Origin of the sequence: Pseudomonas sp. Pse79 (genome assembly GCF_024519615.1) — a bacterium.
Lineage (GTDB): Bacteria > Pseudomonadota > Gammaproteobacteria > Pseudomonadales > Pseudomonadaceae > Aquipseudomonas > Aquipseudomonas veronii.
Map to the genome: position 1 here is coordinate 1 of NZ_JALJRR010000026.1, position 12,123 is coordinate 12,123.

Annotated in this window: 10 protein-coding genes and 1 pseudogene; 1 reads left to right on the forward strand and 10 read right to left on the reverse strand. The window is 62.4% G+C overall.

Translation table 11 applies throughout. The annotated features are described in order from the left end of the window. Positions 1-298: 298 nt before the first annotated feature. Entirely contained in the window at positions 299-1,480 is a 1,182-nt protein-coding gene (locus NR164_RS24925; protein WP_256823383.1) for a PD-(D/E)XK nuclease family protein, read from the reverse strand. A gap of 134 nt (positions 1,481-1,614) precedes the next feature. Between NR164_RS24925 and NR164_RS24930 the strand changes: the two genes are divergently transcribed. Beyond that, the gene (locus tag NR164_RS24930) at positions 1,615-1,761 is read left to right on the forward strand and encodes a DUF2986 domain-containing protein (RefSeq protein ID WP_017849362.1); all 147 of its coding nucleotides are present in this window, start codon (positions 1,615-1,617) and stop codon (positions 1,759-1,761) included. A 24-nt stretch (positions 1,762-1,785) separates the two neighbouring features. Here the strand turns inward: NR164_RS24930 and NR164_RS24935 are convergent, their stop codons facing one another. From NR164_RS24935 to NR164_RS24975, 9 genes and pseudogenes are all read right to left on the reverse strand, one after another. Continuing rightward, a complete protein-coding gene (locus tag NR164_RS24935) occupies positions 1,786-3,843 on the reverse strand; it encodes a methyl-accepting chemotaxis protein (RefSeq protein ID WP_232565897.1) in 2,058 nt (685 codons plus the stop codon). 241 nt (positions 3,844-4,084) lie between these two features. Then, a pseudogene (locus NR164_RS24940) lies at positions 4,085-4,780 on the reverse strand (tRNA (adenine(22)-N(1))-methyltransferase TrmK). 38 nt (positions 4,781-4,818) lie between these two features. After that, the gene (argE, locus tag NR164_RS24945; RefSeq protein WP_256823384.1) at positions 4,819-5,970 is read right to left on the reverse strand and encodes an acetylornithine deacetylase; all 1,152 of its coding nucleotides are present in this window, start codon (positions 5,968-5,970) and stop codon (positions 4,819-4,821) included. Continuing rightward, the gene (locus NR164_RS24950; protein WP_057005961.1) at positions 5,967-6,644 is read right to left on the reverse strand and encodes a DUF1028 domain-containing protein; all 678 of its coding nucleotides are present in this window, start codon (positions 6,642-6,644) and stop codon (positions 5,967-5,969) included. The genes argE and NR164_RS24950 overlap by 4 nt, the downstream gene beginning before the upstream one ends. A gap of 9 nt (positions 6,645-6,653) precedes the next feature. Further along, on the reverse strand, positions 6,654-7,385 hold the full coding sequence (locus tag NR164_RS24955) for a class II aldolase and adducin N-terminal domain-containing protein (RefSeq protein WP_046382614.1): 732 nt from the start codon (positions 7,383-7,385) through the stop codon (positions 6,654-6,656). A gap of 50 nt (positions 7,386-7,435) precedes the next feature. Further along, complete coding sequence (locus NR164_RS24960) at positions 7,436-8,266, reverse strand: ABC transporter substrate-binding protein (protein WP_079444401.1); 831 nt, start codon at positions 8,264-8,266, stop codon at positions 7,436-7,438. Positions 8,267-8,294: 28 nt separating this feature from the next. Continuing rightward, a complete protein-coding gene (locus NR164_RS24965; RefSeq protein ID WP_017849369.1) occupies positions 8,295-9,167 on the reverse strand; it encodes a phytanoyl-CoA dioxygenase family protein in 873 nt (290 codons plus the stop codon). 25 nt (positions 9,168-9,192) lie between these two features. After that, positions 9,193-10,710 carry an amino acid ABC transporter permease/ATP-binding protein gene (locus tag NR164_RS24970; RefSeq protein ID WP_256823385.1) on the reverse strand — a complete coding sequence of 506 codons (1,518 nt, stop codon included), beginning with the start codon at positions 10,708-10,710 and terminating at the stop codon, positions 9,193-9,195. A gap of 322 nt (positions 10,711-11,032) precedes the next feature. Then, positions 11,033-12,007, reverse strand: coding sequence for a LysR family transcriptional regulator (locus NR164_RS24975; RefSeq protein ID WP_256823386.1), 975 nt, complete (start codon positions 12,005-12,007; stop codon positions 11,033-11,035). Between the last annotated feature and the right edge of the window lie 116 nt (positions 12,008-12,123).

The window sequence follows — 12,123 nt, forward strand, 5'->3', positions numbered from 1 at the left end:
CACAAGCACCCACACGAATTGCTTGATTCAGTTGTTAAAGAGCGGTTGGTTAAGACCTTTCGTCTCAACCGAGGAGCGCACTCTACAGCACACTCTTCGAAGTAGCAACCCTAAAAGTTTTTAATTTTATCAACAAAATCAATTACTTAAGCCAGACCAGCAGCGAACTGCTCGTTAGCGGGAGGCAAATAATACAGGATTAAATTACGTGGTCAACCCCCGCCTGAAAATTCTTTTCCCTACTCAGGCTCAGGAGTCTGAGTAGGGCAAGTAGCTGTCCAGCGGCGCGGCCCCAAGCCTAGCCTGGCTGATCGACCGCCATGCGGCCCGCGCCCGACGCTGCTGCGCCGTAGAGTTCATGCGCCTTGTACCAGAGGTCATAAAGGTCGTCTGCCATGCGCTCTGCCGCTTGCGCTCGCGTCCCCGATGCAAGCAGTGTCATCAGGTGCTCGTCGCTGGGGTGTTTCATATTGAGTTCGGTGGTGAAGCGCCAGAGCAAGCCATTTTCGCTGACGCCATCGTTCTCCAACAACAGCGTCAACATTTCCAGTTGCCCGAAATCGCGAGGATGGGATTCGGCATCGCAGCAATAGCCACAATAGAAGCGATGATTAAGCTCGATGTAGACCGAGCCCGCCATAAAGCCCAGCTCGTAGTGAAGGCCGTAATAACGGTTATTCTTGGCCGCGCTGTAGTAACGGTCGATAACCGCCGCAGTGGGCGCTTCAGAGGGCTTGGGCAGCGCGGGGTATTTATCTTCGACGCACTTGGCAACGGCTTGCCAGAGTTCCAGTTGCAGGTCTTTGAGCGTCTCGGTGAAGGCTCTCTGCAGGTCCTTGACCACGAGCAGGTTGTTGTCCTGGCGTAACGTCTGCTTGAGCGCGTCCATGTAGGCGTGTCCTTGGTTCTGGAAAGTCAGTTTTGCGATGAGGTCGATGTACTGCAGCAGGCTTTCTCGCACGCCCGCTTCGCGGATCACCCAAGGTTGGCATTGCGCAAGCCAAGGCAGGATGTCGGCGGCGTAGCTGATGCGTTGGTAGTCGATGCCCAGGCAACTGCGCGTGTCGGCATCGCGCCCGTCCAGGGTGAGGTACAACGGCGGGAACGTCTGGTAGCCCTCGCCCTGGAGCGCTTCCAGGTAACGGTGCAACTGGGCGTCCTGGTCCTCGGCGTTGAGCTTGTTCTCAATGATGATCGCCTGGCGCTTGCCGTTGCGGATCAGGATGTCGACATTGCGGTACTCGACATCCACCGTGACAGCGCGACAATCGAAGCCTTCTATATTCAACGCCGCGAGCCACAGCTCCAGCAGTTTCCCGCCCGCGGCGTGTGCGCCCTTGGGGTTGAGCAAAAAAGCCAGGTAGCGAGAGTGCAGGCGGACCTCGTCCGAAGCACTGCGCAACAGCGTGAACAGGTTGAAGGGTTCAGGGCGATGAAGCGTGGCCCTGAGTGAGGCGGCGCGAGTGATCAATAGGTGCAAGGCTCATCTCCTTGTGCTTGCGATGCCTGAGAATGAGGCATTGTGCCACTATTTTATGACGCCGCACCGTCAAAATCGGGCCCATTGTTTTTAGCTGATATCATTCGAGAATTGACCAGGTGGGTGAGACCAACATGAACCGTCGTAAAAAGATCAATCAGCTATTAAAGGCCAACGCGAAAAAGGCCAGTGCCAAATTGGCGCCGAAAACCAAGGACAAGTACATCAGCAAGGCTGACCGATTGAAACTCGAGGTAGAGTCCAGTCAGGACACAAACTAGACCGGGTTACACCCGGCGGCCTATTCAGCTCAGGCGGAAACGTGCGGTGTTGTCACTCAGCGCACGACTGCCCTTGCTCAACGTATCCGCTGCCTGATTCACCGCCCGCGCGCCATCGAGCAAGCGCCCTGCCGCCTGATCCACTTGCTGGATATTGCCGCTCACCTCGTCCGCCGTCGTCGCTTGTTCTTCCACCGCCGCCGCGATATGCGCCAGGGTGTCGGTGACGTTCTGCACGGCTCCGGCGATCTCGCCCAGCCGCGCGCCCAGCCCGGTAACGGATTCGGCGTCGGTCAGCGCCTGGGCACAGGCAACGCTCATCAGTGTGACGGCCTGGCTGACCGTGGCGCGCAGGCTGTCGACGGTGCCGGCGATTTGCGCGGTGGAGGCCTGGGTGCGTTGCGACAGGCTGCGCACTTCATCGGCGACCACGGCAAACCCCCTGCCCTGTTCGCCGGCTCGCGCGGCTTCGATGGCGGCGTTGAGTGCCAACAGATTGGTTTGCTCGGCGATGCCTCGAATGGTGTCGACCACCGACTGAATCTGCTGGCCCTGTTGACTCACTTGCTCCAGGGCGTTGGCGGTGTCGGTCAGGCGCTGGTTGAGTTGCTGGATGCTCGCCGTAGTGCGCTGGCTGTCGCGGCTGCTGTCTTCAGCGATGCGGCGGGTGTGTTGGGCACTGCCGGAGGCTTGCTCACAACTTTTGGCGACGCCCATGGAGGTGGCGGCCAATTGCGTCGCCGCCGCAGCGATCTGGCTGATCTGGTGTTGCTGGTCTTCGACGTCGCTGAGGGTACTGCCCGACTGCGAATTGAGCGTAAGCACCGCCGACCCGAGTTGCTGAGTCTCGTGATTGACCCCCAGCAGGCTGGTACGCAGTTGCACCACCGCCACGTTGAGCGCCGCGCTGATCGCCGCCAGCTCATCGCGACCGTCCACAGCCACTTCCACACACAGGTTGCCGTCGCGCAACGACTCAGCCAGCGTGGTGATACCGCTGGCACTGCGGCGGATCGACGCTTGCAGGCACATGAACAGGTACAGCGCCGCCAGGGCCAGCAGGCTGAAAATGGCCGCTACGGGGATGAATTGCTGCAAGGAGCGGTCGTGGTAATGGGTCAGGCGCGCATCCAGCGAGCCGAGCGATTGCTTGCGCAACGCGCCCAGGCTGCCGAGCATGGTGTCGACACTGCGCTCGAAACCGGCAGGGTCGAGCTTGATGGTGCCGCCAAACACGCCGTCGTCGAGCACTTTGAGCTCGCTGTCCAGTTGTTGCAGGCTGTTGTCGTACTGCGCGGTCCAGGGTTCCAGGCCGGCGTATGGCTTGGCCTTGAGCGATGCCGCAGCCTTGATCAACTGGTCCCGCGCATCGCCGATACGGCCGCGCAGGTCGCGCATCTGCAAGCGGCTTTGCAAGGTGAACTGGCCCGAGGCAATGGACGACTGACCAATACTGGCCATGCGCCCGATACGCTCGATCAGGTCCGGCGTGTGCTGGCTGGAAATCTGCATCAGCAGGTAAGTCTCCAGCCAGGGGTCGAGGATCAGGCCGGCGTCGAGGGTGATCTGTTCACGCAGGGTTTGCATGGCGCTCAGCGCCGAGGTGAAGCGGTCGTAGCCGTCTGGCCACCAGCCGACGGTGCGCAGGGATTGCACATCCATCCCCTTGACCGCTGCCTGCAACGCATCGAAGCGGGCCAGGGTATCGCCGCTCGCGCCCTGTTTCTTGAGCGCGTCGCCCAGGGCTTGCAGGCTTTGCAGGATGAGCGGGTTGTTCGCATCCACCTGGTCCATCGCCGCCTTGGCTGCGGGAGTCGGTTCACGCAGCAGGTCCAGCGCTTTCCAGCGCGACGCCAGGTTGCGTTGGGCCGTTAATTGGCCATCTAGCGCGTCCAGGGTCAGCAGTTGAGAAACGCCGGACTTTTCGCTGGAAATCACCGCGAGTTTGTCGCGATAGTCCAGCCCGATCATCCAGAGGCTCCCGGCCAAGGGCAGAATGAACAGAATGAACAGAATCTGGAATTTGCGTGCGAAGCCGAAACGTCCGAGCAGGCGGATACCGGGTGACAAAAGACTGTGCATGGCCGACTACTCCCTAAAACCACCCACACGCGGCAACGATGGGTGACGCCTTGAAATGACTAACAGCAAAGTGCCATGTCATTGATTGGGAAGGCTCAAGCAAGATACGGGCCGCAGAGAGCGGCCCCCTGAACAGGCGGTGCGACACCCGAAAAATCGTGTGCCGTGCGCGAAGATGGGGCGAAAGCACTCAGCGTCGGGAACGACCGCGTAGCGAGTGGGTTCGATCAACCCGCTGCGCTCACGCCAGCAACGCGGTGATCCACTGCACTTGCTGGGCGACCTCTTGCACCTTGGCCGGCGGTAACGCCTGGCGGGCCTGTTCGAAACCGGCCAGGGTTTTCTGCTTTTGCCGCAGCAGGCGTTGCCACTTGGCCAGGAAGTCCGGGCTGCGGGCCTGCAGGTGCAGCGGGCCGAAGTACAACTCCTCGGCACTGTACACCCGCGGTTCGGCGCGCTCGGCGACGATGATCTCGTAGTAGAAGCGGTTTTCCCGCAACAACTCTTCGACCAGGATGCGCTAACCGTTGTCCATCAGCCATTGGCGCAACGGTTGTTCACCGCCGTTGGGTTGCAGGATCAGGCGCTCCTGGCCGGTGAGGCAGGCCTTGCCGCTGTCGAGGATGTCGCGGATGGTCTCGCCGCCCATGCCGCAGACGCTGATCGCACTGATCGCGTCGCCGGGTTCGATGGCTGCCAGGCCATCGGCCAGGCGCACGCTGACATGTCGCTCCAGGCCATTTTCACGCACGGTGCGTTCGGCGGCCTGGAATGGCGTCGCGGCCACCTCCCCCGCCACCGCCGCCGCGATCAGGCCGCGGCGCAGCAACGCCACCGGCAGGTAGCCATGGTCGGAGCCGATATCCGCCAACCGCGCCCCGGCCGGCACATGCGCCGCCACGCGTTCCAGGCGCATGGACAATGTGTGTTCGTTCAACTGGGGCCCCTTCTTCACCACGAGTGTCAGTGCGAGGGCTATTGACGCACAAACTCCACCACCCGCTCCAGCATTCGATCACAGGCATCCAGTTGTTGCAGGCTGATGAATTCATCCGCCTTGTGCCCCTGCTCCATGCTGCCCGGCCCGCACACCACGGTGGGAATCCCCGCCTGATCGAACAACCCGCCTTCGCTGCCGAAGGCGACGGTACCGAAGTCCCGCGAACCGCAAAACTGCGCGACCCACTCAGCGGCCTGGCTTTGCGACGAAGTCGCCAACCCCGGATAGCTGGACAACTCACTGAAACCGATCGCGCACTGCGCACTCACCGCCTGCATCGCCGGTAGCAGGGTGTGCTCGGCATACAACCGTAACTGGTGCGCCACCTGCCACGGGTCCTGGGCCGGCAGCGAGCGTACTTCGAAATCGAAGCTGCACTGCTGCGGCACGATATTCAGCGCCTTGCCGCCGCTCATCACCCCGGTTTGCACCGTGGAAAACGGCGGATCGAACGCCGCGTTCAGGTGTTGCGGCGCCTTGAGTTCTTCACCGAGCCGCACCAGCTCCCGGATCAAGCAGGCCGCGTATTCGATGGCGTTGACGCCCGACGGCGCATAGGCCGAATGACACGCCGCGCCATGCACATCGCAACGCATGGCCAATTTGCCTTTGTGCCCCAGCACCGGCTTGAGCTCGGTGGGCTCGCCGATCACGCACAACAGCGGCTTGACCGGCTGCGCGCGAAACCGTTCGATCAATGAACGCACGCCCAGGCAACCCACCTCCTCGTCATAGGACAGCGCGATATGCACCGGCATGCGCAACGACGCCCGCACCAGCGCCGGCACACAGGCCAACACACAGGCGATATAGCCCTTCATGTCGGCGGTGCCACGCCCGTACAACTTGCCGTCTTGTTCGGTGAGGTCGAACGGCGCCACGCTCCAGCGCTGGCCGTCCACCGGCACCCCATCGGTATGCCCGGACAACACGATGCCGGGCACTTCCGCCGGGCCGATGGTCGCCAGCAGGTTGGCCTTGTTCTTGTGTTCGTTGAACACCAGTTCACAGGTGACGCCGTGGCCCTGCAAATAAGTACGCACGAAGTCGATCAACGCGAGGTTGGATTCGCGGCTGGTGGTGTCAAAGCGCACCAGTTGCGCCAGCAGGTCACGGCTGTGGCTCATCGGTCATCTCCCGGCACCGCATAGCCCGGCGCGATGTGCGGGTGGAGGGCGCGGTCGAGGTAGTCTTGCAGTTGCCCGCGATAGGCCTGCCACAACTGATCGAGGGCGCCGATCGGCTCGGCATCGGCCCAGTCCACGCGCAGATTGACGATGGGCCAGAGCAGATCGTCGACCACCATCAGGGCCGCCGAATGCACCGGCCCCGCTTCGCCGCCGAGGGCCTGGCCTGCGTGCATCGCGGCGAGCAGCCGGTCAGCCAGATGCCCCGAGGCGTTTTCGAACGCGCCGACCATCGCGGCGATCACACCGGGATTGGCCAGCATGTTCCCGGCCGCGACGCATTGCTCGCCGCTCTGCGCGGCATGCAGGCCGAGAGTCTGCGCGCCGCTGAAGTGCGCGGTGCGGCCCAGCCGATCGATCACCGTCACCTGCCGATAGTCGCGGTGGTCCTGCCCGGCGAACACTGCCGCCACGGCTTCACTCGGCGTCATGCCCTGCTCCAGCAGGTCGAGAATCTGCGGGCCCAGGCTCGGCAAAGTGATGTTCTGCGACGCCACCGCGCCCACACCGGGGCGCAGCCACGGGCAACGCGCGCCCACGGCGATGCTCGACGAACTGATGGCGATCCCCAACTGGCCCGTCTCGGCACAGCGGGCAACAACGGAAAAGGTCATAGCGCTTCCTCAGTCGAGCACCGACGCATCGGCATCGATCATCATTTGCTTCATTTCTTCAAAATGCTGGCGCGAGAAATCAGTAATGCCTTCCCAGCCCCGCGCGGTTTTTTCCGCCACTTCATCGGACAACACCCGCAGCGGCTGCCCGGTGGACCACGCCGTGACGAGGATCTGGCAGGCGCGCTCCAGGGTCCAGATATCGTCGAACGCTTCACCGATGGACGAAGCGGTCACCATCACGCCGTGGTTGCCCATCAACAGGCGGCTCTTGCCGTCGAGCAGGCCGACCAGGCGCGCGCCTTCGGCTTCGGTATCGGCCATGCCGCCGTAGAGCTCGTCCACCGCCACGCGGTTGAAATAGCGCGCGGTGTTCTGGTCGATCGCCGGGATGTGCGGCTTGGCCAGGCACGCCACCGCCGTGGTGTAGACCGGGTGCAGGTGCAGCACGGCGCGGGTGTGCGGCAGCAGTCGGTGGATCTGCCCGTGGATCGACCAGGCGGTGGCGTCCACGTTCGGGTGGTCGGCACAGCTGGGGTCATCGGCGTTCAATAGCAGCAGGTCGCTGGCGCGAATGCGCGAGAAGTGCTTCCACCTCGGGTTGAGCAAAAACTGTTTGCCATCGGCCGACACGGCAGCGCTGAAGTGGTTGGCCACCGCTTCGTGCATACCCAGGTGGGCGACGATGCGAAAGGTCGCTGCCAGGTCGATGCGCGTCTGTTCTTCGAGGGATAACGCCATGGATCGGTCTCCGCAGGGCGCGACCGCAAGACAGCGGCCGCGCAATAGGCTTACTTGGGCATCAGCGCCGCAAGGTCGGCATCGGTGGGGGCCTCGAAGTTGTACTTCTTGAGCAAGGCCGCGTATTCCGGCGTGGCGCGGTACTTCTCCAGGCCGTCGAGCAGGGCTTTTTTCACCGTGTCATTGCCCTTCTTCACGCCGAAGCCGTTCAGCACCGGGTAGATCAAGGCGTCGGAGGAAATCACCACGCGGCTGCCCAGCTTGTCGATCACGCCACGGGCCACGGCCGCGTCGGTGATCTGCGCTTCGACCGCATGGGCCAGCAACGCCTGGGTGGTTTGCGGGTCGGTGCTGTACTCGCTGATCTGGATCGGCTTCAAGCCCTTGGCCACGCAGTACTCGGCCGACAGTTTGTTCATCTGCGCGAGCCAGGACGTAGCGCCCATGGAACCGATCTTGTGGCCGCAGAACTCCTCGGGGGTCTTGGGTTGGAAGGTGCTGTCCTTGAGGGTCAGGATCGACTCACCGCTTTTCAGGTACGGGATCATGTCGATGACCTTGACCCGCTCGGCGGTGATGTACATCGACGAGTTGGTCACATCGAAACGCCCGGCCTGCAGGCCGGTGATCAGGTTGGGGAAACGCGTGTCGAGGGTCTCGACCTTGCGCCCCATGACCTTGCCCAGGCCGTCCATGAACTCGATATCGAAGCCCGCTGGCTTGTTGTTATCCATGTACTCATAGGGGAAGAACGTCACATCGGAACCGGCGATGATCTTGCCGTCCTGCTGGAACGCCGAAGCCGCCAACGAGGTCATCGCAACCGCTGCGCCCAGCAGGCACACGGCAAGGGGACGAACACTTTTACGAAACGCTGTCATGGTCAATACCTGCAAGGGGGTTGGGAGGTTAGGCAGTGGCAGAATCTTGTCCGGCCTGTTGCACGAAGAAAGACGCGCCACGGGGTTTCTGCGGCAAGCGCAGTTGGTTGTCCGTGGAACGTATCAAGCCACTTTCTTCACCGGCCACCAGCAGGCCGGCATGTGCGCTGGGCAGAGGGTTTTCGCCGAATGGCAGCGCGTCTTCAGCGGCGTAGACGCTGATGAACAGGGTGCGCGGCAGTTCGGTCTCGTTAGGGCTGGAGGCATGCAAAAGCCGGGTGTGCATGAAGCACACGGAACCGGCCGGGCCGTAGCAGGCGACCGGTTGCCGACAGTGTTGCGCGACCACGGCATCGTCCACCGCGCCGGTGAAACGCTGGTTCTGCCAGTGCGACCACAACGGGCCTTTATGGCTGCCGGGGATCACATTCAGCGGGCCGTTTTGCGGGGTCACTTCGCTGACCATCAGCAAGGCGGTGATGATGTCGTCGTTGCTGTGGGGCGTGAATAAAAAGTCCTGGTGCCACTTCACCTGGGTCGCGGTGCGGGGCAGCTTCGAGTTGATCTTGCTGTGGTGAAAGCGCGTGCCACTGGCGCCGATCAACTGCGCGGAAATCGCCGCCATGCGTGAATGCAACGCCACGCGCTCATACACCGGGGAAATCTCGGTGGGCGAACTGACCCGCCGCAGCGACGGGTGATCGGCGCGATGGTCGCCCTCCAGATCGAAGCGTGCGCGGCCATCCACGGTGGTGCCCCAGCCCTGGTCATGGCGGCGACTTTCTTCTACCCATTGGTCGAAGTCGTGCTGCAGCGCGGCCACTTCGTCCATCGACAGCACGCCTTCCACCACCAGGTAGCCGTCGCGCTGGAACTGCTCGATTTGATGTTGCTCGATCATTTTGTTTTTCCTGAACGTTAGAGGGTCACGCCAGCGAGACGTCCTTGAGGAACGCCTCCACGCGTGGGTTCTGGCCGCTGCGCAATACCGCAGGCGTGTCGTCGCAGACCACACGCCCCTTCTCCATGAACACGATCCGATCGGAGACCTTGAACGCGAAATTCATCTCGTGGGTGACGATCACCATGGTGATGCCCTCCTCGGCCAAGGCTTCGATGACTTGCAGCACTTCGTTGACTTTCTCCGGGTCGAGCGCCGAGGTGGGCTCGTCGAACAGCATGATCTGCGGGCGCATCATCAACGCGCGGGCGATCGCCACGCGTTGCTGCTGGCCGCCGGAGAGTTGGTGCGGGTACTTCCAGGCGTGGTCGAGCATGCCAACCTTGTGCAGCAGCGCGTAGGCCTGTTGCTTGAGCGCGTCGGTACGCCCCAGGCCGTGGTATTTCGGCGCCATCAGCAGGTTGTCGAGCACGCTCAAATGCGGGAACAGGTTGAAGCTCTGGAACACCATGCCGATGTTCAGGCGATGCTCGGCGTGTTCGACGTACTGCGGTTTCTGCGCGCCGGTTTTGTTCAGGTGGATGAACGGCTGGCCGTTGATCCTGATCTCGCCGTTGTCCAGTTGCTCCAGGCCGTTGAGCAGGCGAATCAAGGTGGTTTTGCCCGACCCCGACGGCCCGATCACCGACACCACTTCACCGGGCTGGACCTGCAGGCTGACCGAGCCCAGCACCTCGATGTCGCTGTAGGCCTTGTGCAGCCGCGTGGCTTGCAGCGCCGGGGCCCCGGTGGTTGCCGGACGTTGCAGCGCAACCCGTTGTTGCGTGGCCAGCGCCAGCACCGCCGCATCGGGAACCCGCGACACATTGCGTTGGTTGACGTCGAGAAAGCGCTCCAGGCGTTTGAGCAGGAAGTCGAACACGGTGACGATAAACACGTAGAAAAACGCCACCGCCGCCATGGTTTCGATCACCAGGAAGTTCTGCGAATACAGGCGCTGGCCGACCATCAGGATTTCCGTCAGCGAGATCACCGACACCAGCGAGGTGAGCTTGACGATGGAGATGTATTCGTTGGCCAGGGACGGCAGCGCCACCCGCACAGCCTGGGGGATCACCACGCGCCATTGGGTGCCGAAAAACTTCAAGCCCAACGCCCGCGCTGCCTCGCCCTGGCCTTTGGGGATCGAGAGCAGACCGCCGCGATGGATCTCGGCCACATACGCCGTTTCGCAGATCACCAGGGCCAACAGGCCGGACCAGAACGGGTCGGCCAGAATCGCCGACGTGCCGGGCAGCGCTTGCGGCAGGTTGTAGATAAAGATCAACAGCACCAACAACGGCAGGCTGCGGAACAGCCAGATATAGCCACGCGCAGGAACGCTGAGCAGCCCATGCCTGGATTGCTTGGCCAGCGCCAGCAGAAAGCCCAGACCGATACTCAAGACCCAGGTCAGGGTGCTGAGCTTGATCACCGTCCACGTTGCGCGCCAGAACTCGGCGTCACCCAGCAGACCCAACATATAATTCCAGTCGAATGTCATCGTCGCGCTGCCCTGCCCCAAAAAAGAAGTTGATCTGCGTCAATGAATTCAGAGTCGTGGCGGGAGGCACTTGGGGTCAATTCGTAAAACCCGGTCCACTGGGTAGGCAGAACCTACGCAGCCCCCCGCCACCCTCGAAACCACCAAAAATCAATGTGGGAGGGGGCTTGCCCCCGATAGCGGCGCATCAGCAACACATCAGCAAGCTGACCCACTGCAATCGGGGGCAAGCCCCCTCCCACATTGGATAGGCTGTAGGCCCTGACCGAAAGGGTGCGCGCCTGAACTCACCGCGCCGAACACGCCACCTTTTGGTGCAAATTCAGCTCACACTGCTGAGCGAGCGCACCGCATGCGGGTCAAAAAAGCTCGGCGGGGCCATGCCGGGGATGTACTGGTCGGACACAAACATGCGGCAGCGCTCGGCAAACGCCGACACCACACGCGACAGCTGGGTGTTGCTCGCCGTGGCGTAGCCCAGCTTCATCGGCCGGTGCGCGCCCGCCAGGCGCAGGCGGATCACGCGTTTGCCGTCCTGGGACAGGTTCGATTTGGGCCGCGCATTCGCGAAGGAATAACCGATCCCGTTGCCGACCATGGCGCGCACCGTTTCGAGGTTGGTGGAGCGCACGATGATGTTCGGCGTGGTGCCTGCCTGCATAAACAGGCTGAGGAAATAGTCGCGGCTCCAGGGCGTGTCGAGCAGCACCACCGGGTACGCCTCCAGGTCCTGCATGCTGACCGCCGACAGACTCGCCAGCGGGTGGTACTCGCCGACCATCACATACGGCGGCAGGTGCGCCAGGGGTTGGAAATCGATGTCGGGGCTGGTCACCAGGTCGTAGGTCAGGGCGATGTCCAGCTCGCCGCTGCGCAGTTTTTCCAGCAGTTCCTCGTGGTTGCCTTCGGCCTGGGTCAGGCGCACGCCGGGAAACGCACGACCGAAACCAAACACCAGCTCGGGGGTGATCATCGGCGCCAGCGACTCCAGGCAACCCACGCGCAGCGGCCCGCGCACGGTGTTCAACGACTCCGAGGCGATGGTGTAGAGGTTGCTCACCTGCTCCAGGATCTGTTTGGCTTCTTGCATCACCAGGCGCCCCACGGCCGTCAGCGAAATGCCTTGGGCGTGATGCCGGATAAACAGCTGGATGCCCAGCTCGGCCTCCATGTGAGTGATCGCCGCCGAGATCGACGGCGACGAAACATGGATGCGTTCAGCCGCGGCACTGATGCTGCCGGCCTCGCCCGACGCGACGAAATATTCCAGTTGGCGCTGAGTGATACGACTGAGCATCAGGCCTGTACCTCGGTAATGACTGTATGCCCAGCGCGTTGCAGGGTTCATGCCGGGATAGGCGCGGGCCCTGCGCAGGGCGATGACCTGCACGGGCTTCGGTTTTTCCTAAGCAC

Excerpts from the sequence above, each read along its gene's own strand:
- NR164_RS24975 (WP_256823386.1), bottom strand. The coding sequence starts at position 12,007 with ATGCTCAGTCGTATCACTCAGCGCCAACTGGAATATTTCGTCGCGTCG.
- NR164_RS24935 (WP_232565897.1), bottom strand. The coding sequence starts at position 3,843 with ATGCACAGTCTTTTGTCACCCGGTATCCGCCTGCTCGGACGTTTCGGC.
- NR164_RS24960 (WP_079444401.1), bottom strand. The coding sequence starts at position 8,266 with ATGACAGCGTTTCGTAAAAGTGTTCGTCCCCTTGCCGTGTGCCTGCTG.
- NR164_RS24965 (WP_017849369.1), bottom strand. The coding sequence starts at position 9,167 with ATGATCGAGCAACATCAAATCGAGCAGTTCCAGCGCGACGGCTACCTG.
- argE (WP_256823384.1), bottom strand. The coding sequence starts at position 5,970 with ATGAGCCACAGCCGTGACCTGCTGGCGCAACTGGTGCGCTTTGACACC.
- NR164_RS24950 (WP_057005961.1), bottom strand. The coding sequence starts at position 6,644 with ATGACCTTTTCCGTTGTTGCCCGCTGTGCCGAGACGGGCCAGTTGGGG.
- NR164_RS24930 (WP_017849362.1), top strand. The coding sequence starts at position 1,615 with ATGAACCGTCGTAAAAAGATCAATCAGCTATTAAAGGCCAACGCGAAA.
- NR164_RS24970 (WP_256823385.1), bottom strand. The coding sequence starts at position 10,710 with ATGACATTCGACTGGAATTATATGTTGGGTCTGCTGGGTGACGCCGAG.
- NR164_RS24955 (WP_046382614.1), bottom strand. The coding sequence starts at position 7,385 with ATGGCGTTATCCCTCGAAGAACAGACGCGCATCGACCTGGCAGCGACC.